This window comes from Candidatus Nanopelagicales bacterium, from assembly GCA_028687755.1.
Taxonomy (GTDB): domain Bacteria; phylum Actinomycetota; class Actinomycetes; order S36-B12; family S36-B12; genus UBA11398.
In genome coordinates this window covers 74,909-98,689 of sequence record JAQTZL010000004.1, presented here as the reverse complement: position 1 = coordinate 98,689, position 23,781 = coordinate 74,909, and the positions used below count along the sequence as shown (strand labels likewise).

At 52.7% G+C, this 23,781-nt stretch carries 19 protein-coding genes; 10 read left to right on the top strand and 9 right to left on the bottom strand.

Annotated elements, in window-relative coordinates; all coding sequences use genetic code 11:
- Positions 1-9: 9 nt before the first annotated feature.
- Positions 10-2,226: a hypothetical protein gene (locus tag PHN51_07010; GenBank protein ID MDD2818531.1), complete on the top strand. Its 2,217-nt coding sequence runs from the start codon at positions 10-12 to the stop codon at positions 2,224-2,226.
- Between the two features lies 1 nt (position 2,227).
- On the opposite strand, the gene PHN51_07005 is transcribed toward PHN51_07010, so the two are convergent.
- The gene (locus PHN51_07005; protein MDD2818530.1) at positions 2,228-3,622 is read right to left on the bottom strand and encodes a hypothetical protein; all 1,395 of its coding nucleotides are present in this window, start codon (positions 3,620-3,622) and stop codon (positions 2,228-2,230) included.
- 52 nt (positions 3,623-3,674) lie between these two features.
- On the opposite strand from PHN51_07005, the gene PHN51_07000 reads away from it, so the two are divergent.
- The 3 genes from PHN51_07000 (at position 3,675) to PHN51_06990 (ending at position 6,494) form a co-directional block, all read left to right on the top strand.
- Positions 3,675-4,532 (top strand): glycosyltransferase, encoded by an 858-nt coding sequence (locus PHN51_07000; protein MDD2818529.1) that lies wholly within the window; start codon positions 3,675-3,677, stop codon positions 4,530-4,532.
- Between the two features lie 67 nt (positions 4,533-4,599).
- Positions 4,600-5,580 carry a glycosyltransferase gene (locus tag PHN51_06995; protein MDD2818528.1) on the top strand — a complete coding sequence of 327 codons (981 nt, stop codon included), beginning with the start codon at positions 4,600-4,602 and terminating at the stop codon, positions 5,578-5,580.
- Positions 5,577-6,494, top strand: coding sequence for an NAD-dependent epimerase/dehydratase family protein (locus PHN51_06990; GenBank protein ID MDD2818527.1), 918 nt, complete (start codon positions 5,577-5,579; stop codon positions 6,492-6,494). The genes PHN51_06995 and PHN51_06990 overlap by 4 nt, the downstream gene beginning before the upstream one ends.
- 14 nt (positions 6,495-6,508) lie before the next feature.
- On the opposite strand, the gene PHN51_06985 is transcribed toward PHN51_06990, so the two are convergent.
- The 4 genes from PHN51_06985 to PHN51_06970 form a co-directional block, all read right to left on the bottom strand.
- Positions 6,509-8,494 (bottom strand): hypothetical protein, encoded by a 1,986-nt coding sequence (locus PHN51_06985; GenBank protein MDD2818526.1) that lies wholly within the window; start codon positions 8,492-8,494, stop codon positions 6,509-6,511.
- A 255-nt stretch (positions 8,495-8,749) separates the two neighbouring features.
- Positions 8,750-9,340, bottom strand: a complete 591-nt coding sequence (locus tag PHN51_06980; GenBank protein MDD2818525.1) for a hypothetical protein — start codon at positions 9,338-9,340, stop codon at positions 8,750-8,752.
- Positions 9,341-10,554: 1,214 nt separating this feature from the next.
- Positions 10,555-11,169, bottom strand: coding sequence for a sugar transferase (locus PHN51_06975; protein MDD2818524.1), 615 nt, complete (start codon positions 11,167-11,169; stop codon positions 10,555-10,557).
- Positions 11,154-12,293, bottom strand: coding sequence for a DegT/DnrJ/EryC1/StrS family aminotransferase (locus PHN51_06970; GenBank protein MDD2818523.1), 1,140 nt, complete (start codon positions 12,291-12,293; stop codon positions 11,154-11,156). Before PHN51_06970 ends, PHN51_06975 begins: the two co-directional genes overlap by 16 nt.
- A gap of 69 nt (positions 12,294-12,362) precedes the next feature.
- Between PHN51_06970 and PHN51_06965 the strand changes: the two genes are divergently transcribed.
- From PHN51_06965 to PHN51_06940, 6 genes are all read left to right on the top strand, one after another.
- Positions 12,363-13,508, top strand: coding sequence for a glycosyltransferase family 4 protein (locus PHN51_06965; GenBank protein MDD2818522.1), 1,146 nt, complete (start codon positions 12,363-12,365; stop codon positions 13,506-13,508).
- A gap of 65 nt (positions 13,509-13,573) precedes the next feature.
- Positions 13,574-14,206: an acetyltransferase gene (locus tag PHN51_06960; protein MDD2818521.1), complete on the top strand. Its 633-nt coding sequence runs from the start codon at positions 13,574-13,576 to the stop codon at positions 14,204-14,206.
- Positions 14,207-14,310: 104 nt separating this feature from the next.
- On the top strand, positions 14,311-15,144 hold the full coding sequence (locus tag PHN51_06955) for a hypothetical protein (protein MDD2818520.1): 834 nt from the start codon (positions 14,311-14,313) through the stop codon (positions 15,142-15,144).
- Positions 15,128-16,045: an alpha-1,2-fucosyltransferase gene (locus PHN51_06950; protein MDD2818519.1), complete on the top strand. Its 918-nt coding sequence runs from the start codon at positions 15,128-15,130 to the stop codon at positions 16,043-16,045. Before PHN51_06955 ends, PHN51_06950 begins: the two co-directional genes overlap by 17 nt.
- A 79-nt stretch (positions 16,046-16,124) precedes the next feature.
- On the top strand, positions 16,125-17,252 hold the full coding sequence (gene rffA / locus PHN51_06945) for a dTDP-4-amino-4,6-dideoxygalactose transaminase (GenBank protein MDD2818518.1): 1,128 nt from the start codon (positions 16,125-16,127) through the stop codon (positions 17,250-17,252).
- A 35-nt stretch (positions 17,253-17,287) separates the two neighbouring features.
- On the top strand, positions 17,288-18,037 hold the full coding sequence (locus tag PHN51_06940) for a glycosyltransferase (protein ID MDD2818517.1): 750 nt from the start codon (positions 17,288-17,290) through the stop codon (positions 18,035-18,037).
- A 39-nt stretch (positions 18,038-18,076) separates the two neighbouring features.
- Here the strand turns inward: PHN51_06940 and PHN51_06935 are convergent, their stop codons facing one another.
- From PHN51_06935 to PHN51_06920, 4 genes are all read right to left on the bottom strand, one after another.
- Positions 18,077-18,967 carry a glycosyltransferase family A protein gene (locus PHN51_06935; protein ID MDD2818516.1) on the bottom strand — a complete coding sequence of 297 codons (891 nt, stop codon included), beginning with the start codon at positions 18,965-18,967 and terminating at the stop codon, positions 18,077-18,079.
- Between the two features lie 2 nt (positions 18,968-18,969).
- On the bottom strand, positions 18,970-20,808 hold the full coding sequence (locus tag PHN51_06930; protein ID MDD2818515.1) for an ABC transporter ATP-binding protein: 1,839 nt from the start codon (positions 20,806-20,808) through the stop codon (positions 18,970-18,972).
- Between the two features lie 60 nt (positions 20,809-20,868).
- Positions 20,869-21,828: a glycosyltransferase gene (locus PHN51_06925; protein MDD2818514.1), complete on the bottom strand. Its 960-nt coding sequence runs from the start codon at positions 21,826-21,828 to the stop codon at positions 20,869-20,871.
- Between the two features lie 69 nt (positions 21,829-21,897).
- Positions 21,898-23,739 carry a hypothetical protein gene (locus PHN51_06920; protein MDD2818513.1) on the bottom strand — a complete coding sequence of 614 codons (1,842 nt, stop codon included), beginning with the start codon at positions 23,737-23,739 and terminating at the stop codon, positions 21,898-21,900.
- Positions 23,740-23,781: the final 42 nt, after the last annotated feature.

Genomic DNA, 23,781 nt, shown 5'->3' with positions numbered 1-23,781 from the left:
AGGATTCAGATGAAGGTCAAGCGTCTCGCGGAATTAAGTATTTTGCGGCTAAGTGTTGCACTGGCAACCACCTTTGCATTGTTTCTTCTGATTACGGGCGTATATCCCCTCGAAGCCACGCGACTTATTTTCGTTCTATGCATCCAGGTAGGTACAGGTGCTTTTGTTTGGAGCCGCTTAAGGCATCAGCATGCGGATAGCATCGAAGTTCTTGGTATGGGCTTAGTGCTCGGCCCAATTCTGTCCCTCGCATCAACTCTGGCTGTTCAAGTAATTTTCGGTGGTCTTTGGGGTTGGCCCATTCCTGCTGTTGTTAGTCTGATTATTTTTCTTATTACTCGAAGCCCTGTTAGTCCAAAACGAACTGAAGCGCTTCATCTCACTCGATCGTCAATTACTGCTCTTGCGGTAACTGGTGTTGCTGGCGTTATTTCACTCATACCGAATATCGCGAATTATCCATTGCGGTGGGTGGGGATTGAAGGCAATTACCACCCTGACATGTTGTTCTTTGAATCTCTTGGAACGTCCATGGCGAAATTCGGACCCTTCGACAGCATATTCATTCCTGGCGGAACAATTCGTTATCACTGGCTCATCTACGGTTGGGCGGGTGAGCTGTCTTCTACAACTTCAGCTTCACCATTCGTTGTCTTGAGCAGAGTTGTTCCTTTTCTTGCTATCGCCGCATCCTGCTTGATCGCAATTGCATGGGTGCGTCGACTCTCATCTGTCGTTTGGGCGCCTTCGCTTGCGGTCTTGCTGTTTATTTTTGGTGGATATGTTGGAGCGACAAACGGTGCCATATTCAATTTTGATTCCCCGTCGCAAGCACTATCGGCAGCTTGGCTACTCGGTGCAAGTTACGCACTGATACTCCTGCTCTCTGAACGGGTGGCCAGTCATGCGAGGCTTGGTGTCTGGATAGGGATCGTCACCGTTTTGTTTGCGTCCACCATCGGCGCGAAGGTCAGTGCCGGAGCTGTCGGAGTAGCTGGCGTTTGTCTTCTCGCACTGTACGCATTAATCAAAAAGCCATGGTGGTGGAAGCGTGCAGCCGTATCAGCATTCTGTGTCATAGTGTTTTCCACCGCCCTTTACCTCAAATTAGTTTCCGGTTCTGCAAGCCCTGGTGACCTCAAGTTTGGAACATTTCTTGATAGGGCTTCAACTGTTCAGGGGCTCAACCCATTTCCTGGTACAGCCGGTGTAATAGTCGGCACGCTAATCCTTCTCATTGCAATTTCTTTGCGTTGGGCTGGACTACTCTGGCTTATACGCAATGCAACAACTCGAACTTCGCCCTCGACGCTGTACGGCATGGCACTTGCTTTGACAGGGCTCGCTGCGGTGTTCTTTCTTAGCAGTGGACTCAACGAGACTTGGTTCGCTCTCGCAGCGTCAGCTCCCCTTATTGCGATTTCATCAGCAGGTGTGGCTGAAGCAATTCGCGAAAATACTCAGAATGACAGGCACAAGTTGCCGTTATTGCTGTCTGCCGCACTATTAGCAATTGGTGGATCCGTTGTTGTTTCCGCTTTCTGGATCACCGGCCCATCTGGGGGTGATCCGTGGGTCAGCACGCTTCGGTGGTTAGGCCCTCTTGCGGCTATCTTGATCGCGGTGCCTCTTTCAGCTCTGTGCGTGAGATTTCGAAGAAACTCTTTCACTAGGCGTGGAGCTGCGGTGGCTCTCAGTTTGTTAGTTTTGGTGGGGATCGCAGCTCAAGGAAGATTTCTGGGAATCGGTTCTGACAAGGTCGGCGTATTGCCTCTCATAAGTTATGAGTATTTCGGTTCGTTACTTCCATTTGTGAAATCCCAAGACACAGTGACTCCTGAGCAGTGGAGCGATCAACACGTGATTGCGGCAGATTGGCTGAAATCACATGCCACCTCTGAGGATCTCATCGCCACAAATATCAGTGCTGGATCGCTCGTACCTGCACTCACGGGGCTTCGAACGTATGCCTCAAGTGTTATTTATCAAGCAATGTACGGACCGCCTAAATTTACAGATGTTGTTCTGCAGCGGGAGAAAGAAGAATGGGGCTTTATCGACCAACCCAGCCCAACAACCTTCACGCCGCTTTGCCTCATGAATGCCAATTGGATATGGGTAGATCCAGAACGCACCCAAACACGAAATTGGGAACCATACGCTTCAGTCGCTTTTGAGAATTCGGATGCACTAATTCTAAAAATTAATTCCAGTAAATGCGGCTGAGTTAGCTTCCAATGGCGATGGTGCTCCGCCGGGCAGCAAGCACCGCAGTGATCATGAGGGTGAAACTCAGCCCCGCAACAATAGATGCGGCAATAATGCCAGCCAGGCTTGCAAGGAGAGTGTTCCACACAACGATTGAGCACACGGCAGTCAAGCCAAGCCCAATAACGCCAGCGAAAATTTTCTTACGGTTTGCAGTCGCCACCAAAAGTGACAACAGAGGTACACCAAGTAGCAAAAATGAAGCTTTGTAAGCCCAACCAAAGCCGCCGACGAGAACACTTGCGAGAAATAGACCACTTCCCGCGGCCCCCAGCATCGACAAATAGCCTGGAGCCGAATCAGAACGTCGGGTGTGCCCCAAGGCTAGAAAAACACCCCATACCACTGCGCACAGAGCTAGTAACAGAACCAATAGGTCGCCTACTTGTAGGTTGGCGGATGGGAATGTCGACCCAAACATTCTGGCGACAATCGGCGTTCTTCCCAGCACAACATAATCACCGATTTCGGTCATATTCGAGTTGGATTGCATGCTGAACTTGAAATTAGACCAGGTAACTAATAGGTAGAGGAGTGTTGCTACAAAATACCCAGCAACGACCGTCCACCCTTTGCGAAGTCGTAAAACTGGCAGGAGCATCAGCCCCATAGCGAATGGGTAATACTTCCAAGTGCCAACAATCCAAATAAACAATGCAACGACCGACCATGACCAGATCGATGGCCATCGTCGGACAATGATCACTGAGGCAATTGCCACCCAAATCAGGATCGCATCGATGTTGCCTCGTTCGAGCAAAAGCAACCACGGTGTGCCGAGTGCAGCAGCCATTAATGTGAGTTGGCCGAGTCCCGAGGACTGCTGAGCGAGCCAAACCAAGGCCAATGACGACACTGTCATCATGGCGACCCCAAGAGCCAAAACGTGAGTAAATGAGAAGGCATCGAAAGGTACGTATTGCAGCCAGAGCATTCCCGGCCCATAGATGGCTGCATCTTTGATGCAGCCATTGTTGTTTACGAAAACATTGAACCCCCACGAGTCGCAATCAATACTTCGCAACACAAGGGCAAGATCCCAGAATCGTTCAATACCTTGGGGGATTCGCAAACCGCGATAAAGCGTGGACGCCTGGCCAGCATTACCCCAGGTCAACACCGCCCAGGGAACAAAGGAAAAGAGTAAAGATGCGATTCCAATAAGCCACGGGAAAAATGCTCGAAACGATAGGTCAATCCGCTTGATCAACCCTGCAGCTGCCACAACCATGAAAAATACGGCTACCGCCGTAAACGCGGGAGGGATATTTCCTTGATTATCCGTTTCAGTTAGTGTGCAAAGCACGAATAAAAAAATTATGGCTGCTAACGCAAGAGTGAGCATTGATGCCACCCAGGTGACCCTGGCTACCGATAATCTGCCCATAAGCCGGGATACTAGCCCTGTGTTCCCTCTTGTATCGGTTGTCATTCCCGTTTTCAATGGAATGCCTCACTTGCGGGCTTTAACCGATTCAATCCTCGCCCAGACCTACTCCAACCTTGAAATCATTTTCAGCGAAGGGGGCGGATCAGATTCGTCCGCCGCCTATCTGAATGCACTTACGGATTCTCGAATCCGAATAATTCAACAACCAGCCGGAACTTCAGCTGCTGAAAACTGGACAGCATGCACCACCGCGGCAACAGGTAAGTACATCAAACTTGTTTGCCAGGATGATCTGTTAAGGGAAACCGCGATTGCAGATCAAGTGACCGACCTTGAAGCTTTTCCCGAGGCAGCAATGGCAGTCGCGCAACGCGACATAGTCGACGCAGACGGCAAGATCGTTTATCGCAATCGCGGCTGCTCTGGACTAAAACCAGGCCTAGTCGCTGGTGACCTAGTACTTAAGGCGATTTACCTCAAAGGCATGAATGTCGTTGGCGAGCCAGTTTCAGTCCTGTTTCGCCGTGAGGATCTACTCAAGGCAATGCCTTGGATAGGTACCAACCCATTAATGCTAGACGTTTCGTGTTACCACAAAGTGGCACAGGGCAGGCATCTCGTGATCCGCAAAGAATCCATAGGGGCATTTCGGGTGAGCGCAAGTTCTTGGTCGACCCGTCTTGCAACGGTGCAACTGCGCCAATTTCAACTTTGGCAGCAGGAATTTGCCTTAAGCACCCAGCCACCGCCCACCTCACTCGACAGATTACGAGCGAACACAAACGTTCGGATACAAACTCGATTACGACGAAGTGCCTACACCTTGCTACGCATGCGTGGATCTTTCCATCATGGTGGAACTCGTCAGACCTAAGAACTGAAGGTTCTACGGCGGTCTGATAGCACTTACCCTCTAGAATCCAATGGTGCCGTCATTGAGCGTGAGCGTAGTCATCCCCGTCTATCGAGGTGAGAAGACCCTGCCTTCGCTCATTGCCGAACTTGCTGAACTTACCGAGGTGCAACAAACTCCCGAAGGTAGGGCGTTTCATATCGGGGAAGTCCTCTTGGTTTGGGATCGTGGCCCAGGACTGAGCGATCAGACCATTCGACAGCTAGCTGACAAATATGCCTGGGTGAAACCGGTTTGGCTATCAAGAAACTTTGGCCAGCATGCCGCAACACTTGCAGGAATGACATCATCAGGTGGCGATTGGATCGTCACGATGGATGAAGACGGTCAACAAAACCCTGAATACATCGCCACCATGCTCGATATGGCTTACACCGATGGTGCTCAGTTGGTTTATGGAACTCCTACAAATCCACTGCCGCACAGCGCTCTACGCAATCTCGGGTCGAGAACTGCAAAACATCTATTTACCAATGTTTTAGCAGATTCCAAGTTCGCGGAATTCAACAGTTACCGTTTAATCCTTGGTGAAATTGGAAGATCAGTTGCTGCCTACACTGGTAACGGCGTGTACTTAGACGTTGCCCTGAGTTGGGTAGTCGCGGATGCAACGACGTGTCCAGTTGTCGGTCGTCAAGAAGGGCGCGAAGCCGCTAACTACAATTATCGGAGTTTGTTTTCGCACTTTGGCCGGCTCGTAATTTCCAGTGGCACAAAACCGCTTGCCATCGTAAGTTGGCTTGGCGTTCTGTTTGTAGCACTGGGCGGATTAGTGAGTATTTGGGTTCTTGCGCAACGGATCACAGGTGGTGTCCCGATTGCCGGATGGGCAAGTACCTTTGTCGCCCTTATGGTTATTGGCGGGGCCATACTCTTGAGTCTTGGAATTGTTGCCCAATACGTTGGCGCAGCAACAAATATGAGTTTAGGTAAACCGCTCTACGTTGTGGTGAGAGACCCTGCCGCGACTTTTGACCCCCGCTCAACTGAAACACCTGAAACCAATTGATTACTTGGACCATTGGTGCTGGTGGGCTCTTAGGGTCTTCTATTCGCCGCCAAGTCACGCACCACTTTCAATCTGTGCCCATTCCTTGGCGTGACGCAGAAGGCTCGCTTCGGGCAATTGAGCGTAATGCTCGGCTTTTCTCTGAACAGGCTGGGAACAACCCTTGGGCTGTCGTTTGGGCCGCTGGAAATGCAGCAAATGCATCGACTCAGTCTGAGGTGGCGAATGAACTGCGCACGTTCCAGGCAACCCTCAGTTCACTAAAAAACAATCTTCCAGTGGGAAATGGAGTCTTCTTTTTAAGCTCATCGGCTGGTGGCGTTTACGCCGGTTCAGATAGCGCGCCGTTCACAGATCGCTCTGTAACTAAACCTCTGAGCCCCTACGGTGAGCTCAAGCTCGCTCAAGAAGAACGTGCAACTCAAGAACTTCAAGGCATGTGCGCACTTGTCATCGGCCGTATTTCAAATCTATACGGCCCTGGGCAAAATCTCGACAAACTTCAAGGCCTTATCTCTCGACTGGCCTTAGCTGCAATCACAAAGCAAGTAGTCAATATGTTTGTCTCACTAGACACGCTTCGTGACTACATCTATGTCGATGATGCCGCTGCCGTGATTCTTGATTCGATGGGCAACGCACTTTGCGCCGAAACTTTGACTGCACGCACTGAAGTTATTGCTTCTGGACGTCCGGTATCACTCGGATATCTGATTCACCTCATGCAGGAAATTTCACGAACAAAAATTCCAGTCGCCTATGGTTCTCACGCAAGCGCGGCATCGCAGTCTCGGGACTTACGACTCATTCCAAGCCATCAACATGAGGTGGAGCATCTCATTAAAACGCCCTTGTCAGTTGGGACCAAAAGTGTTTATCTTGATGTGCTTGAGCGCTTCCAATACGTGAAATAGCCACTTGGCGAGCGTCACTGATTCTGGTTAATAACTGCCAGTTCTTCAGGAGTTTTTCCGGCAAACTTCGGATAACGCTGCAACAGACTGCGCATTGAATCCAGACCAATAACGTTGCTGTAATCATCTAGCAAAATTATTGGCTTATCCAGAGCTGACGCCGGCATCGCAGACAAGCCATCGTAAACATCCGACCATGCCGGTGTGTTGGTCAGCCATTCCCGGCGCAACCAATCAACGAGCGGTTGCGCATGGGTATCCTGCCCCGCAAGCCCAGCAAGAATTCGGGTACAGGAATATACCTGTTGAGGAGTTGAGGCTTGCGATTGCAAAATCGCTGACGGTACTTTTGCGCCATTGGGCAGGTACACGCATCCGACTGGGCTTGTCGCAATGGATTGCGTTTCCGCATTCCGAACATCCGCTGGCCACCAATAACTCAATGCATTACTTGAAGGATTCGGCGGGGACCACTGCTCTGGTCGCGTTGCAGCAATTGCTTTGGGAATCAGACCGTCAACTACGAGAAGGAAAAACACGGTAACAATTGCTGCCCACCGAAGTGGCGTCATGGATACAAGAGATGACGTGTCAATCAGTAATAACGCAAATGGAGTACAAACAGCGGTCACAACTATCGCGGCCATAAATGTAAATTTCAATGCCCCATAGTGTGGGCCGCCGCCGGTAGCCCAGGCGTCAAGAACCGTGATGAGAAGCGCCATACCTGCCAAGGCGATGATTGGCAGCAAACGGATATACAGGGAAGTTGATTGACCACCCGTTTGTCGACTTAAGAAAATCGATGCTCCCAGAACGGCTGTGCAAGCAAGAATTGCAAGGATCGGACCGGTTTGATCAGTTCCGCCAGATGCCGAAAACAACGTCGAATCGGCAAGGCCAGCTGATACCGAAGCAACAACAGCCCCCACTCCTCCGGCTGATTCTCCTGAAGCAGTTGGAGCGCTTCCTTGCACCACAAATGAAACTGAACTCCATAACGGTTGCCAAGTGCAGATTGCTACAAACAGCCACAGAAATATTCCTATGTAATCCCGCGTTGCTGCGAATCGAGCTTGTCGAACGAGGTACACCAATGTGCCCAAAAGCAAAATGCCCGCGAGAACGTTCAATGGGAACCAAACGGTCATCGCAACAATCATGATCAACGTTGTCATCAACAACGCTCGAGGAACTGAAACGCGGCTCATGAAAGTGGCTGCCCAAAGAGTCGCCACAAGCACCACGAACTGAAATGTCAGGTGTCCATACCCCGTAGCCACGAGATTCGCGGCAGCGACCACCAGCGCCGCCAGCCAGATGAATGGTGCAGGAATCCTGATTCGTTCGCCTGTTCCTTGAAGGCGCAGCCGGGCTTGTGTAAGCGGTGCCAATACGAGCGGTGCGAGAATCACCATGAAGTACTCGCCAAACACCACGGTGTTCGCGGCTACTGCGACTTGGTTGTACCCGCCAAATGCAGCACGTGAGACCGCGCCCATAGCGGTCGCAACAAAAACCATTACCATCGCAAGCGGTCCACCCATGGGAACTGCTTGCCAAATTGGTTGGCCGCTCGCGAACTGAGAAGTGAAGTCAAGCCACTTTGCATTGTCTTCGGCTTGGTTGTGGCCCATAAGGAAACTCACGGGATGCAGATATGCGGGTTCTTTTGTCCAAAAGACGGTAACTAAAAAGAAGAACCCGACTAAGAGCGCGAATGGCAAAAGAACGGCTAATGCCTGATATTTCAGTTCCCAAGGATTCTTAGCCCTACGCCGTAAGAACGCAACGGCTGCTGGTCCCGCTAGACCAATGAGTAGGAGGACCTGAAGTTCTGTTTTATTCCAGTTATGCCCGAGCGCAACTCCGAGATTCATGACAGCGCCGGCGAAGGTTATTCCCGTAACAATTGAAATTACCCACCAAGCCACACTGCGACACCACAGCAGGGTCAACCCGGCAAATGCCAGATATGCGGCAAGGAATGCGAACTCCACGGGTAAATCCTCTCTCAGGAAAACGTTTCTGAGGAACGACTCCCCTCAAGAGACCATTTAAGCACCCTGCCTGTGAGCTCGATACAGTTCCCGAGAGCTGTAGGGCTTTGAAAGACTTTATCTTGAAACATCCTCGCTAGAGAAGTTTGTCTCTTTGCCGACACTGCTCGCATGGCTTAACGGTGCTACATCGAAGGCCGCCTACGGAAAATGCAGTGCAGTTAGTCGCCTAAAGAAATGCGGTGCTTAGGGATTTTATTTCCGCAAGTCGGTGCCACGGAAATCTGCGAGTTTTTCCCAACTGTCACGCACCCACTTACTTTCTATGTCAGCAATCCCAGGTTCAGGTGCTGCCCCGCTATTCCATGCATGCTCCCGGGAGATCCATGTGCCTGTCATTGTTACAACCGTGGATCCTGCACAAACTAGACTCAAAATTCCTGCAATAAGTAGCGTGATAACTGGGGCAGCACTCTGCTGCATCCGACCACACCCGGCGCCTAGCGCTACTCCTGCGCAGCAGAGCCCGAACCACGATATTTCACGCACTTGAACCTGATGCCAAAATGCCTCATAAGCAAAGGCCTCGGAAACTGAATTTACTATTGCCAGCATCAGAGAGAAACCCAGAAAACCAAGTGCGCTCAATGAAAGTCGCCGAATTGCAAATGTGTATCCGAGCCAACTCAACAATAGAGAAAACAAACCAGTCAGACCTAAAACGATTAATGCGCCAGGGTTTATGAAACTACTAATCCAGAGTTCCACACCGACTGGAATTATTTTGAACTCAGCTAGGACAAAATCTAAAGTGAAGTTCGGGTTTGGAAGGAGAGAAGATCGCATTTCAACACCAGGGGCGTTGTGTGCGATGAATGTTCCTACGAATGCCCCCCCCCCACAACAGAACCCAAGAATTTCGCTTACTTTTTCCAAGAGGGTGGCCTATTAAGACACATAAAAGACCAAGTATCGGTACGAATACAAGAGTTGCAACTGCCATAACCGGACCGGTAAACCCTATGAATAAACCAAGAACGCCGTAACCCAAAATTACAACGCGTGAGAGATTCATGCGAGTCTCCACTAGGCAGTATGCTCCCACTGCGATTGCTATCGGTACAACATATTGTGCATTTAGGGTTTGCCACATTGTAATTCCAGCGGCTAACGAAACCTCTCTTGAGCCGCCCGTGCCAAAAGCTTGCGGGCCCCACCAATAAGCCCACCAAGCAAGCGCTATCGGCCCCGCAAAAATGAGAACCGCTCTCCACGTGCTTCGCTGGCTGGCTCCACGGGTAAGTGACACTCGAGAGGTTATGAGTGTTAAAGCTACTGCTACCACTAAAGCAAGACTGACTGCAAAAGGGACGGCCGATGCAATCCCCCAAGGTAATCCGATCAACGGTAGACCAACTAAAATCACGTTTGACATCCAAGCGACGAGGTCACCAGACCAAAAATTCCAATAATGTTGGATTGCGTTTAACGGCCCTTGCAACGAAGCCGCTGCTATCGTGTAATCATCCGCAATTGGTCTTAAAGATTTCGCACTTAAGATTCCATAAAACACAATTCCGTAAGCAATCGCTGTCAATGATGCAACGCCTGCTCTAGTGATTTTTCGACTAGCGTTCACCGATACTGAATCACTGCTAGTTAATTTCGTGCTTGGGTTTGCGGCAGCATCGTGATCTTCAACCATCTCAATTTCCTCGCATGGGCATTTGTTTAAAACTCACTTGGCTACAAGCAACTTTTACTCGGAAAACTTCAAGATAGACTTGATTTATGTGAACCTTTAAAGACCCAACATTTAGCACTAAAACTCATCTCCCCCTATAGCGACTCGATTATAGAATGACGTCATCAGTTACTTACTGCAACTTGCACAAGGTCTGCCGCTTACTCATGCATTCACACAATAGATTTCGAATCTTAATCGCAATTTCGAACGCGTGCAGTTGATGAAATTGTGCGTGTGGAAACTGGGTCAATATGTTGAACGAGTTTGACTAGTGTTGCTCTTTTCGATTAATGCCTGCTCCCGTGACTGCCGATTAACCCAAAAATGGCGGCATGGTGACATCGCCTTCCGCAGTGATGCCTTCCCGCTTAAGAACCTTGACGACAGTTCGCCACAAAATCTTCAAATCAAGCAGGAATGCGCAATTTTCCACGTACCAAACATCCAGCTCAAATCTCTTTTCCCAACTCAAGGAATTGCGCCCGTTGATCTGAGCCCAGCCAGTCAAACCAGGCCGAACATCGTGTCTGTGAGCCTGTGACGACGAATAGAGGGGCAAATATTCGACAAGCAACGGGCGAGGGCCGACGAAACTCATATCGCCTCTCCAAATATTCCAGAGTTCCGGTAGCTCATCCAAACTCGATGATCGAAGTTTCATTCCAAACGGGGTGAGCCGCTCAGCATCTGTGAGCGAGCTCTGAGGGTCCGCATGCACCATTGTTCGGAACTTTCTCAACTCAAACACTTGCCCACGAAGCCCTGGGCGCAATTGACGAAAGATAGTTGGTCGACCCAAATTCTTCGCAACTCGAAACTGAACAAGGAAGAACACGGGAGACAAAAGAATCATCAGTAGGCTTGAAAAAAATAGATCACATATGCGCTTTATGAAAACACGATAAAAACGATTCAAGACTCTAGGCATTCAATGACGAGCGAGGCGACTCGCTCAATATCTCGACTGTCAAGTCCGGTACCTGATGGAAGACATAGCCCATTTTCAAACAACTCATCGCCGATCCCCGTCAAAAATTTTGGGTTGCTCGCAAATACTGGTTGCCGATGCATCGGTTTCCATATTGGCCTCGACTCAACATTGTTGGACTCTAAGAATTCACGCACTCGTGTGGGCGCATTAGGAAAAACCGAGAGATCGAAACGCACCACTGTGAGCCATGCATTCGATGTGCCCCAAGACGGATCTTGCTGAATTTCCATGCCGGGCATACACGCGAATAAGTCCCGATACATTTCTCGCGTCGAACGGCGTGTTTCCACTTCTCTTGGTACTCGTCGAAGTTGAGAACGGCCAAGAGCCGCCAATATATTGCTTAGGCGATAGTTGTAACCGATTTCGGTGTGTTCATACCAAGGATTGTCAGAACGAGCCTGTGTCGACCAATATCTAACCTTCGCAGCAAATTCATCATCATCGGTCACGAGCATCCCACCACCTGAAGTCGTGATGAGCTTGTTTCCGTTAAATGAAAGAACTCCCGCTCGTCCATAAGAACCAAGGCGCGCACCACCCAGCGAAGCACCCAAGCCCTCTGCGGCATCTTCAAGGACGGGGACGCCGTGTCGTTCGCAAACCGTTAATATTTGCAGGTAATTACATGGTGTTCCATAGAGATCGACTGGGATAACCGCAGAAACTTTCTTTCCAGATTTCGCCAGCTCGGTCAAAACTTCGTCGAGAAGAATGGGATCAAGATTCCATGATTCTTGGTCAACATCGACGAAAACAGGTATGGCACCTAGGTACGTCACGGCGAAAGCCGTAGCCGCGAATGTCATTGTTGGAACGATCACGTAGTCGCCTGACTTGACGCCCAAGTACTTCAAACCAAGGTGCAAAGCAGCTGTTCCAGAACTGAGTCCGACTGCATGCTTCACGCCAATAAATTCGGCAATATCCGACTCGAATCCTGAAAGTTCCGGACCAACAGGTGCTAGCCACCCAGATTCAAGTGCTCGAGTAACGCTGGCGATGTCCTCAGGAAGAGCTCTCGGCGCCGATAAGTAGACGCGCTCATCCGCAGGACTCATGTAGACAGCATATTCAAGGTTGTCGATAGAGGTCGTTAAGTCATAGCCTTGAATCACTATCCTTAGGAAATGCGAAAGGTCTTGTTCGGGGTCACAATTCCTCTGACAGCCAATGCGTTTCTCACTGGTCAAATGCAACTTCTCGTCAATGAAGGCTGGGAAGTCCACCTAGCCACTTCCCTTGATTCAGGGTTCGACACCCTGCAAGAAATACCGGGTGTCTCAGTTCACGCCGTACCAATGCGAAGAGAACCAAGCATCACCGCCGACTTACGCGGCTTGTACTCATGGATTCGCCTTTTAAAACTTGTGCAGCCAGATGTAACTGTCGTGAGCACGCCAAAAGCTGGGCTCCTCGGAAGTATCGCTGCTCGACTTTGTCGCGTGCCGACAAGGGTTTATCACATCCGGGGATTAAGGGCTGAGGGCCTGAAAGGTTCATTGCGCTTCATCAGTATTCGATCTGAGAAACTCGCGATTAAGTGGTCAACAAATATTCTCTCGGATAGCAATTCGCTCACTGAATTGCTCGAGACGGAGGGATTGCTCAAATCTAAGCAAGCAGTCGTCTTGGGTTTAGGTAGTGCCTGTGGCGTGGATACAAGCTATTTCCGGCCACCGAGTAGTGAAGAAAAAGAGTTGGCTCGTGTTGCCGCTGGATTCACACAGCGCGACATAGTCGTGATGTACCTCGGACGTCTCGCCGTTGATAAAGGCATCAAAGACTTGGCTAATGCGATGCAAAGTGCATCTGCTTCAAACACAAACCTAAAACTCGAAATTGTTGGACCCGAAGAGCAGTCAGATAAATTCGCACTCGAATCGACCCTTCAACTTTTCGACTCTCAGCCTTGGGCTCACATCTACGGGCCTGTTGATGATCCAAGGAGCCTGCTGTGGGCAGCGGATATTTTTTGCCTCCCGAGTTACAGAGAAGGTTTTCCGATCTCTGTCCTTGAAGCTCAAGCATGCGGGCTCCCGGTGATCACCACGAAGGTAACCGGATGTTCAGACTCAATTGTCGACAACACCACTGGAATATTGGTCGAAGCAAAGTCACCAGAATCCCTAGCCAAAGCAATTCTTGAGATGAGTAGCGACCTTGAACTGCGGGAGAGATTGGGAACGAACGGCGCAGTATGGGTAAAGGAAAACTTTGATTGCTCATTAGTTGAACAACGATTTAGTGACTATTTAAATAGAATTACAAATTGAATACACTGACAAAATAGCGTCCATCCAAGCCAGAGGAGCAAGCCATTACACGCCACGGGGTAGTCATTTTTGGCGCTGGTGGTCACGCGACGAGCTTGGCTGAAACTGTCACTGCGTCTGGTTACACAATTACCGGCTTTATTGATGAATCCGGAGAAACGCACGAACTGCTTGGTTACCCAGTTGTCAATAACTTTCCGAACGATCACATAAGAAATGGTGGGCTCGTTGCCATTGGTATTGGTGACAATTACCAACGCGAAGTCATTTGGAACAGACTTTTACTCACTATTCCGATTGAACAATTTCCCTGCTTTATTCATCCCTCTGCGTCAATTTCTCGATTCGCCACAATTGACCAAGGAACGGTCGTATTACAAAATGCCGTGGTTGGCAGTAATGCTCGTATCGGCCAGGGATGTCTTATCAATAGTGCGGCTGTCGTTGAACATGATTGCATGTTAGAAAACTTTGCTTCTATCGCGCCAAATGCAACTCTTGGTGGGAACGTGCACATTGGCGCAAGAACCGCGATTTCGATTGGTGCAACTGTTAAGCATGGCATTTCAATCGGCAAAGACACAGTCATCGGAGCTCAGAGTTACGTTCATCAAGACATTCCCGAGCTGACCGTGGCGTTTGGAATTCCCGCATCAAAAAATTCTGCTAGAAAGCCCGGCGATGATTATTTGGTTTAGTTGTCCCACAAGATAGACAGTCGCTATTCGCGCGTAAGGTGTGGCGCGCTCAATACCGCGACGGAGAATGCTGATTGTGGCCTCTCCATGAGAGACTCACTACCGTGTCCCACGAACCAAGAACTGTTTTGCCGACTGTCGATATCAATTCAGTCGGAGTAGTAACAGTAGCCACGAATCGCTATCTCGAATATTGGCGTGACATGGCAATGAGTGCTGATGAACATTTGTTCACAGATCGAACGGTTGTCCTCCACGTCTTTACGGACCGCGAAGATGAAGTACGAGGGATGGCTGGCGATTTCAATCGAGTCACAGTCAACCCAATATCAATCGAAGCGCTTAAATGGCCAGAAGCCACCTTGCTGAGGTATTCACTCATTGATGAGCATCGATCTGATATGGATCAGGATTTGCTCATACATCTTGATGCCGACATGCGCATTGTCGCGGACATTGGAGATGACCTGCACCCAAATGATTGGCCCGGCGGCTTAGCGCTGGTTCGACACCCCGGCTTTTGGCGTCCGAATTGGCCACACAGGCTTTCGCTCTACGCTCGGAACCCGCGTCTAGCTACGCAAGATGCGATCTTGCGGGCGCAATCCGGTTCCCGGGGCGCATGGGAGCAACGTCCAGAGTCGCGAGCGTACGTCCCACGTAACGAGAGGCGGGTGTATGTATGCGGAGGCACCTGGATGGGGCTACGTGATCCGTTTCTCTCCATGGTCCATGAACTTTCCGAGCGCACCAAAGCCGATTTGATTGAAGGAACGATTGCGGTTTGGCACGATGAAAGTCACATGAATTGGTACTCCTCTCAACATCCAACTGCATTATTGAGCAGTGAATATTGCTTCGCCCAGGGATTCGCCAACTTGGCCGGACTCGATCCTAAAATCCTCGCTGTGGATAAGGGCGATGAGCGAACTCGCTAATGTCACGAGGTCAGGAATCACTGCCAAACTCTCCGGCGGTCTCGGTAACCAGTTGTTTGAATACGCTGCTGCGCGCGGGGTCGCCGCTAGGCTCAAATGCCCAGTGTTTCTAGACACCTCTGAACTATCCAGAGTTGGCCCCGAAGATACTTCACGTGAGTTTGAGCTTTCGTGGCTTGTAGATGCGACACAAGTGATCGACCTCGGTTACTCGAGCGTTGGTCGGATACGTGCCGCTGTAGGACGGCGAGTTCCTGCACTGTTACCGCGCGACACTTTCAAGGAGCGAGGGTTCGAGTACGACTCTCGCATCACACAGGTTCGAGTGGGCGCGGTCTTGTCGGGCTACTTCCAATCTCCTCGCTATTTTGAAAACATCGCGGGTGAACTTCGTCGAGATATACAGGTCCACATTCCCCATTCCTTATGGCGTACTCAAACAAGCGAAAAACTTGACGCCCTAGGCCCATGGATAGCGCTGCATGTTCGCCGAGGCGACTACATGGAGGCACGAAACTCCGCCTTTCACGGATTGCTCATGAGGCCCTATTACGAACGTGCGATCCAATCCCTGAACGATCGCGGTGTCGCGGGAAGAATTGTCATTTTCTCGGACGACCCGCCTGAAGCAATCAGAATGCTTGGCCCAATAGCTGTTGACGCCCTCGTAGTGGAGCCTGCAAATGAGGCCGATGCCGCCGAGAGTATTGCTTTAATGTCTAAAGCAACTGCGGTAATTACCGCAAATAGTTCGTTCAGTTGGTGGGCTGCCTGGCTTGGCGACCCGGACGAGACTGTCGTTATTTGCCCGACTCCATGGCTGCGAAATTCTGGACTTGACGAACGTGATTTGCGCCCATCGTCATGGATCTCCATAGACGCAGGATTCGAGGAGTCATGATTGAATCCGCAGGAGTTTGCCAAGACGAAGCTGCACCTGTTTATGCTGGTTCTTTAGAGCGATGTACATCGGAGCATCCATGATCCCCTTCAATCGACCCTCGTTTCACGGAAACGAACGGGCCTACCTCGAGCAGGCCATTGGGAATGGTTCCATCTCCGGTAACGGCGAGTTCACCAAAATGGCGGAATCTGCGCTGTCGAAAATGCACTCAGGCGCAACCGCTTTACTAACAACTAACTGCACGCACGCACTCGAACTCAGTGCTCGCCTACTGAACCTTCAACCTGACGATGAAGTAATCGTGCCGTCGTATACCTTCGTTTCTACAGCAAGTGCATTTATGTGGAACGGTGCGAAGCCGGTCTTTGCCGACAGTCGCGCCGATACTCTTAATGTTGATCCAAGCGACGTCGCAAGACTCATCACTGCCCGAACAAAGGCGATCTGCGTCGTGCACTACGCGGGTGTTGGTGCGGATCCGGATGCATTTCAGCAGCTCGCAGTCGATCATGGAATCACTCTCATCGAGGACAATGCGCACGGACTCGGCGGTCACTTCGACGGGCGTACCTTAGGGACCTTCGGTGCCATGTCAACGCTTAGCTTTCACGAGACTAAAAACCTGACTTGCGGCGAAGGTGGTGCACTCATCCTCAATGATCCGTCGTTGGTCGAACGAGCTGAGATTCTGAGAGAAAAAGGCACGAATCGTGCGCGCTTCCTGCGAGGGCAGGTCGATAAGTACACCTGGGCTGACGTTGGCTCAAGCTGGGTGATGTCCGACATGCTCGCGGCAACACTGGTCGGACAGCTCGAGCGGTTTGACGAGATCCAAGCCGAGCGAATGCGTCTTTGGCTCCAGTACCAAGAGGAACTTGCAGAGTGGGCTGACCAAGTAGGTGTGACCTTGCCGCAGGTCCCAGAACTAGCCGACCACACAGCACATATGTTCTACTTGCGCTTCAAGTCGCGACATGCGCGCGATGACTTCATCGCTCACATGCGTGAGCGTGACGTACTTACTGTCTTCCACTATCAAGCGTTGCACGAATCACCCGTTGGCTTAAGCCTGCAAGAAGGGCATTCCTGTCCGGTTGCCTCGGATGCTTCACAGACCCTGGTGCGTCTTCCACTGTTCTACGACCTCGGAGATGACGCTCAACGCACTGTGATTCGGGCTGCAACATCATTCACGAACACATGAGCTCGCAAATCGAACCTGTCTCTGTCGACGTGCTAATGCCAACTAGGGTCCCGGCACCTTGGCTGACTGAGACTCTCGATGGCCTGGTTGCACAAGTGGACTGCAACTGGCGACTGATTGCCGTGGTCCATGGGGATGCAAGCATGCTCACGCCGTTAATTCTTTCCAAGGTTCCCAATGCAGTGATAGTGCCAATGCCCCCCGAAGCCAAACTTCAAGACCTGCTCAATGCAGGCCTAGAAGTATGTTCCGCGCCATATGTTGCGCGACAGGACCACGACGACATCCCGGAACCAACCAGACTCGCGACGCAGCAGGTGTTTCTAGACAAGCACCCTTCCGTAATAGCCGTTGGCTGTGCGGCGACGGTCATTGACGAAAGTGGCTCGGTTGTTGGGTTACGCACTGTGCCATCTGGGCTCCACGTTGGCGAGGGACTCCAATGGAAGAGCGTGCTTGTGCATCCGAGCGTGATGATGCGCAGGGAGCTGGTATTGGACGCAGGTGGCTATGACTCGCGTGCCACGCATGCCGAGGACTACGAGCTCTGGCTCAGGCTTGCAGCCCTAGGCGAACTCGACAACTTGCCGGAACCATTACTGCGCTATCGCATCCACTCGCAGCAAGTTTCACGAACTAAGGCAATCCCACATGAGACCCGGGTGCTAGTGGCTCAGTCACGCCGGGCCCTAGCACGCGCTCGGGGCAACTCTGTTCTGTTGGCTCAACTACGGCAACTAGTTTGGACGGCGCCGCAGATGCTTCGCAGCATTCGACGCCACTGATCGCATCACAGCCTTCGGGTGAGAATGCGTTTCAAGTTTCTATGTCCATGGACGACCGCCAAGCTCATTCGGGGGTCGTATGGGAGCTGCAGCCATCGCCCATCGGCTGGCCGAATACGACATATAAGAATGGCCCGCATCGCGACGACCGAGTGCGAAGCGAGCAACGGCCTGCAGGAGTGCCCAGACGCTTCGAGCCGCGGCTCCGATACGCCAACCGAGGGTCGGGCAACCCCGGTGCGCACGTGCAATCGTCGAGAGTCGGCCATTCCAGCGGGCGATCGCACGCTGTTGAGCAGGTGTTAGCGACTGCACCCGATCTTGCTCAATCACTACCGCATCAGCCAGCAGTTCAGGGTGCCCGAGTGCATCCAGCCGGGCAAGCAAGTCCATGTCTTCAGCGCCGGAGCGGTCAAAGTAGGGGTCGAAGCGAACCTCTTGATGCGCGCCAGCTGGGAGGAGCAGCCCGCTCGTACCAGCTGGGCCAAGGGCAGCCATGTCAACGCCAACGAGAAGGTCGGCCAGCTCGTCGGTCGTCGGTGGCAGCGTTGCAACATGCAAATACCTCGACCGGATTATTGACTGCGGCGAGCGCCCATGCGCTTCGAACATGGTGCGCAGCCAGCCATGGGGCACGACCGCGTCATCGTCGATGAAACAAACCGCTGCACCCGACGGAATTACATCAAGCGCCGCATTGCGCACCGTTGCGTAGCCAGCCCTTGCTTCGGTCGAGTACTGGATCGCCACAGGGAAGTCGCTCAACGCTGCCTTGACCACAGGTTGCGCCGACTGGGCCGCGTCGTTGTCAAGCACAAGTAAGTCAACTGCAGCCGGCCACTCTTGCACCGCGAGCGAGGAGAGAAGGCGTGCAAGCAAATTCGGACGGCCCTTTGTGCAGACAACGATGACCAAGGGACCCGCACCCATCACTACACCAGGCCGAGCAGGTGCGCCTGCTGAGCGAAGTTCGGCACAGCAGAGACCACCTCGTCGAAGGTGCCGCGCGCCACGATGGCGCCGCCCTCAAGGTAGACAACGAGATCGCAATGGCGCACGGTTGCCAGCCGGTGAGCGATGGTCACAACGGTGACATTGCCCTCGAGTTCTTGGAGCGTGTCGACGATCGCGCGCTCGGTCTCGGCATCCAAGGCGCTGGTGGCCTCGTCTAGGACCATGAGCAGCGGACGTGTATAAAGAGCGCGGGCGATGCCCAACCGCTGGCGCTGGCCACCACTGATGCGAACTCCAGCTTCACCCACCACAGTGTCGAGCCCATCGCGCGCTTCTCTTAGAAAGTCATCGAGACGAGCGGATTTCAATGCTTCCCACACCCGGTCGTCATCAATCGCATGGGCGGGGAGACCGAGTGCAACATTCTGTCGAATAGAGCCGGTCACGATGGACACCGCCTGTGGAACATATGCGAGCGCTCCTGGCCACCGCGATATGGCCTCTAGGGGAGGAAGTCCACCGATCTCGACCCGACCTGAAGCAGGACGGACAACACCCAGGATTGCATCGGCAAGAGTGGATTTGCCCGCTCCCGTCGGGCCCACGAGCGCTACCGATGAGCCGGGTGGCACATGCAAGTTCACTTCATAGAGTGACGGTGCAGCCGCTGATTCGTAGTAAAAGGTCACGTTTTGGAGATTCACAGTCGGGTCAAAGTCCGGGGAACCATCACGTACCCGGCGTGTCAGTTCCTCCAGACTGACGGTTGCGTACGATTCTGCGTCGGTGTCACCTTCCGAACTCACGCGAAGTTCCTGAGCCAATTCGATCGTGGGCTTGGCCATGCCACTGGCGACGCGGATGCCGAGCGTTGCTCCCTGGAGTCGAAGCATCGAGGGCACCACACGGGATCCTGCGGCTAAGAACACAGCAATAATGGCCATCGCGGCCGAGGCATCCTTCAAGAGGAACTGGGACCAGGCCAAGAGGCCTGCCCCGATGATGAGTGCCACCTCAAAGACGTACTTGGGTACTTGGCTCATCAGGCTCAAGTCGGCTTGGACCTGCGCGGCAGTCCAGCGCAGAGCCTGAAACTGCTGAGCGTAGAGGTTGCGTCGGTTGGTCACCAGTACTTCGCGATAGGTGGAGACGGACTCCTGAACAAGTGCGGTGCTTGCAACCTCCGCTTCCGAGTTGGTCGTTCCAAGCCGATGGGCGCGGCTCGACATGATGCGCTGCAAGATGAAAGCTATCCCAGCGAAAAATGCAACAGCGAAGATCGCGACGACTGGATCGAGCAGAAGTAGGCCTACGGCGAGGATGCCAAGGAGGCTCAACTCTGCGCCAACGGTGACTGCTTGCCCGAGGACTCCGAGCATCGCTGAGTTCGCGCCCGTTGTAAGGGCGTATGCTGTCTGCTGACTCTGGCGCCGTTGCACTTGGATCAGCGGGCGTGCGAGGAGTGTCGACGCAAGTTGACCTGACACGATCGCTTGGCGATAGGCCAAGAATCGAAGCACACGCCTGGTGAGCAGGACGTTAACGATGCTCTTGGTTATGAGCAGGAGGCCAGCGATCACACTCAACCGGATGGCACTTCCTAATAATTCCTCAGAAGTTGCATTGCTGGTTCCAACAATGGAACTCACCATGCTCGGTAGTGGAGTGCCAGAGACTGCCGAAGTGGCCATAGCGGCCACAATCCCGAAGAGTGCCACACCTGCAGCATCGAGAAATCCTGTGAGCATTTGGATGCCAGTGACGACGCCCAACTTGCGTTGATCAACCTTGTTCAACAATTTAAGGCTGTCGCTCACTGGCGACCACGGCCTCACGCAACCACGCCCCAACGTATTAACACTCGCATTCGGCACCTATCACTCATTATCGATGCTACCCCACCGTGGATCGAGCGATCTGGCCACGATCTTTCCCGCCCAACGGGCACGCATTGCTGACAGCGCTAAACTTCTTGAGTGAACAGACATTCTGCATGCACGCAGGAATATGCGTGCTCGTTGCAAGGCCTCAACCGGGGTTGTGGTTGGAGTTGGAACACTATTGAGAACGCGCGCTAGTGCCTTGACGCGCGTATCGGTCGGCGCGCACCCTGACGCTTTCGCTAGGTTCCTAGTCGCTATGCGCACCACACCATGAAGGATTCGCTCGCGATTGATATCCGACATACCGCCATGCGTCTGACGATAAATAACCAGCTCATCCGGCACCGTAGCCATGCGGCCCAGCGGCGCCATCCTGACCCAGAGGTCGTAGTCCTCGGGCCAGTTTAATTCGGGATCAGTTCCGTACTGACCAGCCTCCTCGAAAGCGCTTCGCTGAAAGACTACGGAACTATGCACGAAAGGGTTGTTCCACAACAGTCGCAATCGCAGTGCATCGTCACTGACGGGATGGTGGTGGGCGCCGCAATGCTGCCATCCACCTGACCCATCCGGTCTTATGACCTTTGCCCAAGTGCCGACAAGGACTACGCCTGCATCTTGCTCCAGTACAGCGAGTTGCCGTTCGAGCCGCTGGGGCGCGGATATGTCATCTTGGTCCTGTCGCGCAATTATGGGCGCACGCGCGAACCCGATGCCATCGTTGAGCGCAGCTGCTAGCCCTCGGTTCTCCTGCAAAGCAAGCACCCGAATCCGAGAATCCTCGTATCCACGCGCGATTGTCAGGCTGTTATCAGTCGAGGCATCATCGACTAACACCAATTCGAAGTCGACGAAGGTCTGCGCCAATATCGAGTCAATCGACGCGCGAAGGTGTGCTTCGCCGTTGAAGATCGGCAACACGACAGCGACCTTAGGCGCATCGCTGACCACCATGACAGCCTAGCTGAATCGGTTAGGTATGCCACTGATTGATGACTCGTCCGCCAATACGACGCGAAATAACTACCCGCATAAGCCCGTCGCGGACTTCACCTTGCTCAACGGTCGCCAAAGGATAAAGTCGCCTGACTCAATGCAAGAGTAGGAGGACGGAAAGGGCTTCCCAGATACCGATGAAAGCCGATCAAGAGTGAAGTCAACGGCACTTCGTGCACCCGAATCGAGCAGCTTCGGACGCGTTGTCAGTAGCCAAGCATCATGAAATGGAAACTTTAAATAGGGCCCCTGCAAGTGAAATGCAGTGATGTCGTGCGCTGCGGCGTAACCGAAGATAGTGAGCATGAGTGAGTCAGGCGCTTGGCCACCCAATGCGTAGACCACACCCGGATTCCAGGTATACGACACGTCCACCAATGGAGTGCCCGCTTTCCAGCCAAGTAGTTTCGATTGCGACTGCAGGCCAGCCAGGGTTTGCGCGGTCCTCGAGTCAAGCAGCAGTTGAGCACCATGCACCCCTATGTCAGTTTTGACGATCTGCTCGGCGAGAGGTACCTGTCGTTGCGGGAAACGCCACCCACCCACCAGTCCGGAGGCGACGAACAGTGCGGTCGCAGTCAGCACAGCCAGCAACACGATGAGACTATCCCGCCCGACCTTTAGGCCAAGTGCAATTGTGGCCGCCGCACTGAGTATCAGGCCCCCAGCGACTGCAGCTTGGCCGTAGATTCCGTTGTCAGATCCGAAGCCGAACACCAGGGCGAGCAGGGTCAGAAAGGTGGCCAAGACGCCACTGACTTGTAGTTGCGTGAATCGTTGCCCGACTCGGGAGGGCGGAAAACCGTCCAAATGCCACGAAAGCGCAACTGTGGCCAGCAATACGGCCACCAGTGCTGTGGTTAAGGTCGGTTGGGCCAGACCAAAGGGTCGACCCTCAGCATTCACCAGAGGGATGGGCACTCCGGCGATCCCGAGTGCCGCTGCGGTCATAGTCGCGAATCCGGCGAGACGCACGATGAGCCATCGGCGCTGCAAGAACAATGGCAGGGCAAGAATGATTACAGCGCCGAGCATCAGCAGTGCCGGCCCATCGGTGATTTCACCGATCGCCACTGCTGCCTCACGAGGGACCAGCAGAGCTTCCTGTATGGCACCCCGCGGTGTCTGGGAGGGGTTGGGAAAGGGCATCTGCACTGCGCGCGCTAGAACTGAAGCGAATTCCACAGGCCACACCCGGGTTATGACAGCAAACACAGCCCAAACCGGTAGGAGCCCGACGACCCAAACGAGCCAGCGCCACGCTGAACCCCAATTGGCCAGAAGAGCGATTACGAGCACGCCCATCAGTAGAAACATAGGCAATACCGAGGGCTTGGCGGGAAAGGTCAGAAACAAAGCCACCGATGAGATCACACCAGGTAGAGCCGACCGACGCCACCGACCTTCAGTGCTTGCTCTCCCGGCCCTTCGCAAAGTGAGCAATAAGCCGACTGTTGCAAAGTTGATGCCCACCAAACACAGCCAATTGTAACTTGGAGTCCGCAGCATCGAGACGTAGTACAAGATGCTACCGAACCCAGCTATGCACGCAGAACCGATTGCCGGCAGCCAAGTGTTCGCGCGAAGGTAAGCCTCATCATCCGTTCGCACGACTTGGGCCACCATCCAGCCCAGCCATACAGCCGACAGGACGAGAATGAAAGCGCCAAATGTGCGGAAACTCGCAATGTCATAGTTGACTAAGGCAAATAGTGGGTGAGTGTGCCAACCGAAGGGCCAGCCCCAAGCCGCTGTTGCCTTCGGCGGGTCGGCCCCAAGTAAGTAGAGACCTTCGTCGGTCAAGTCCAAGCCGCGGGAACTACCCAGAATTAGCCCGAGACCCAGCCACAGCATAACAAGGCTTGCCATAATGGCGGAGGCCCACAGCAGGGTGTTTCCAATCCTCAGGCT

Bases quoted from the DNA above. Each gene is read 5' to 3' on its own strand.
- PHN51_06925 (MDD2818514.1), bottom strand. From the start codon at position 21,828: ATGGTGGTCAGCGATGCGCCTAAGGTCGCTGTCGTGTTGCCGATCTTC.
- rffA (MDD2818518.1), top strand. From the start codon at position 16,125: ATGATCCCCTTCAATCGACCCTCGTTTCACGGAAACGAACGGGCCTAC.
- PHN51_06940 (MDD2818517.1), top strand. From the start codon at position 17,288: ATGCCAACTAGGGTCCCGGCACCTTGGCTGACTGAGACTCTCGATGGC.
- PHN51_06970 (MDD2818523.1), bottom strand. From the start codon at position 12,293: ATGAGTCCTGCGGATGAGCGCGTCTACTTATCGGCGCCGAGAGCTCTT.
- PHN51_06920 (MDD2818513.1), bottom strand. From the start codon at position 23,739: ATGGCAAGCCTTGTTATGCTGTGGCTGGGTCTCGGGCTAATTCTGGGT.
- PHN51_06950 (MDD2818519.1), top strand. From the start codon at position 15,128: ATGAGCGAACTCGCTAATGTCACGAGGTCAGGAATCACTGCCAAACTC.
- PHN51_06965 (MDD2818522.1), top strand. From the start codon at position 12,363: ATGCGAAAGGTCTTGTTCGGGGTCACAATTCCTCTGACAGCCAATGCG.
- PHN51_06975 (MDD2818524.1), bottom strand. From the start codon at position 11,169: ATGCCTAGAGTCTTGAATCGTTTTTATCGTGTTTTCATAAAGCGCATA.
- PHN51_06935 (MDD2818516.1), bottom strand. From the start codon at position 18,967: ATGGGTGCGGGTCCCTTGGTCATCGTTGTCTGCACAAAGGGCCGTCCG.
- PHN51_07010 (MDD2818531.1), top strand. From the start codon at position 10: ATGAAGGTCAAGCGTCTCGCGGAATTAAGTATTTTGCGGCTAAGTGTT.
- PHN51_06980 (MDD2818525.1), bottom strand. From the start codon at position 9,340: ATGCGATCTTCTCTCCTTCCAAACCCGAACTTCACTTTAGATTTTGTC.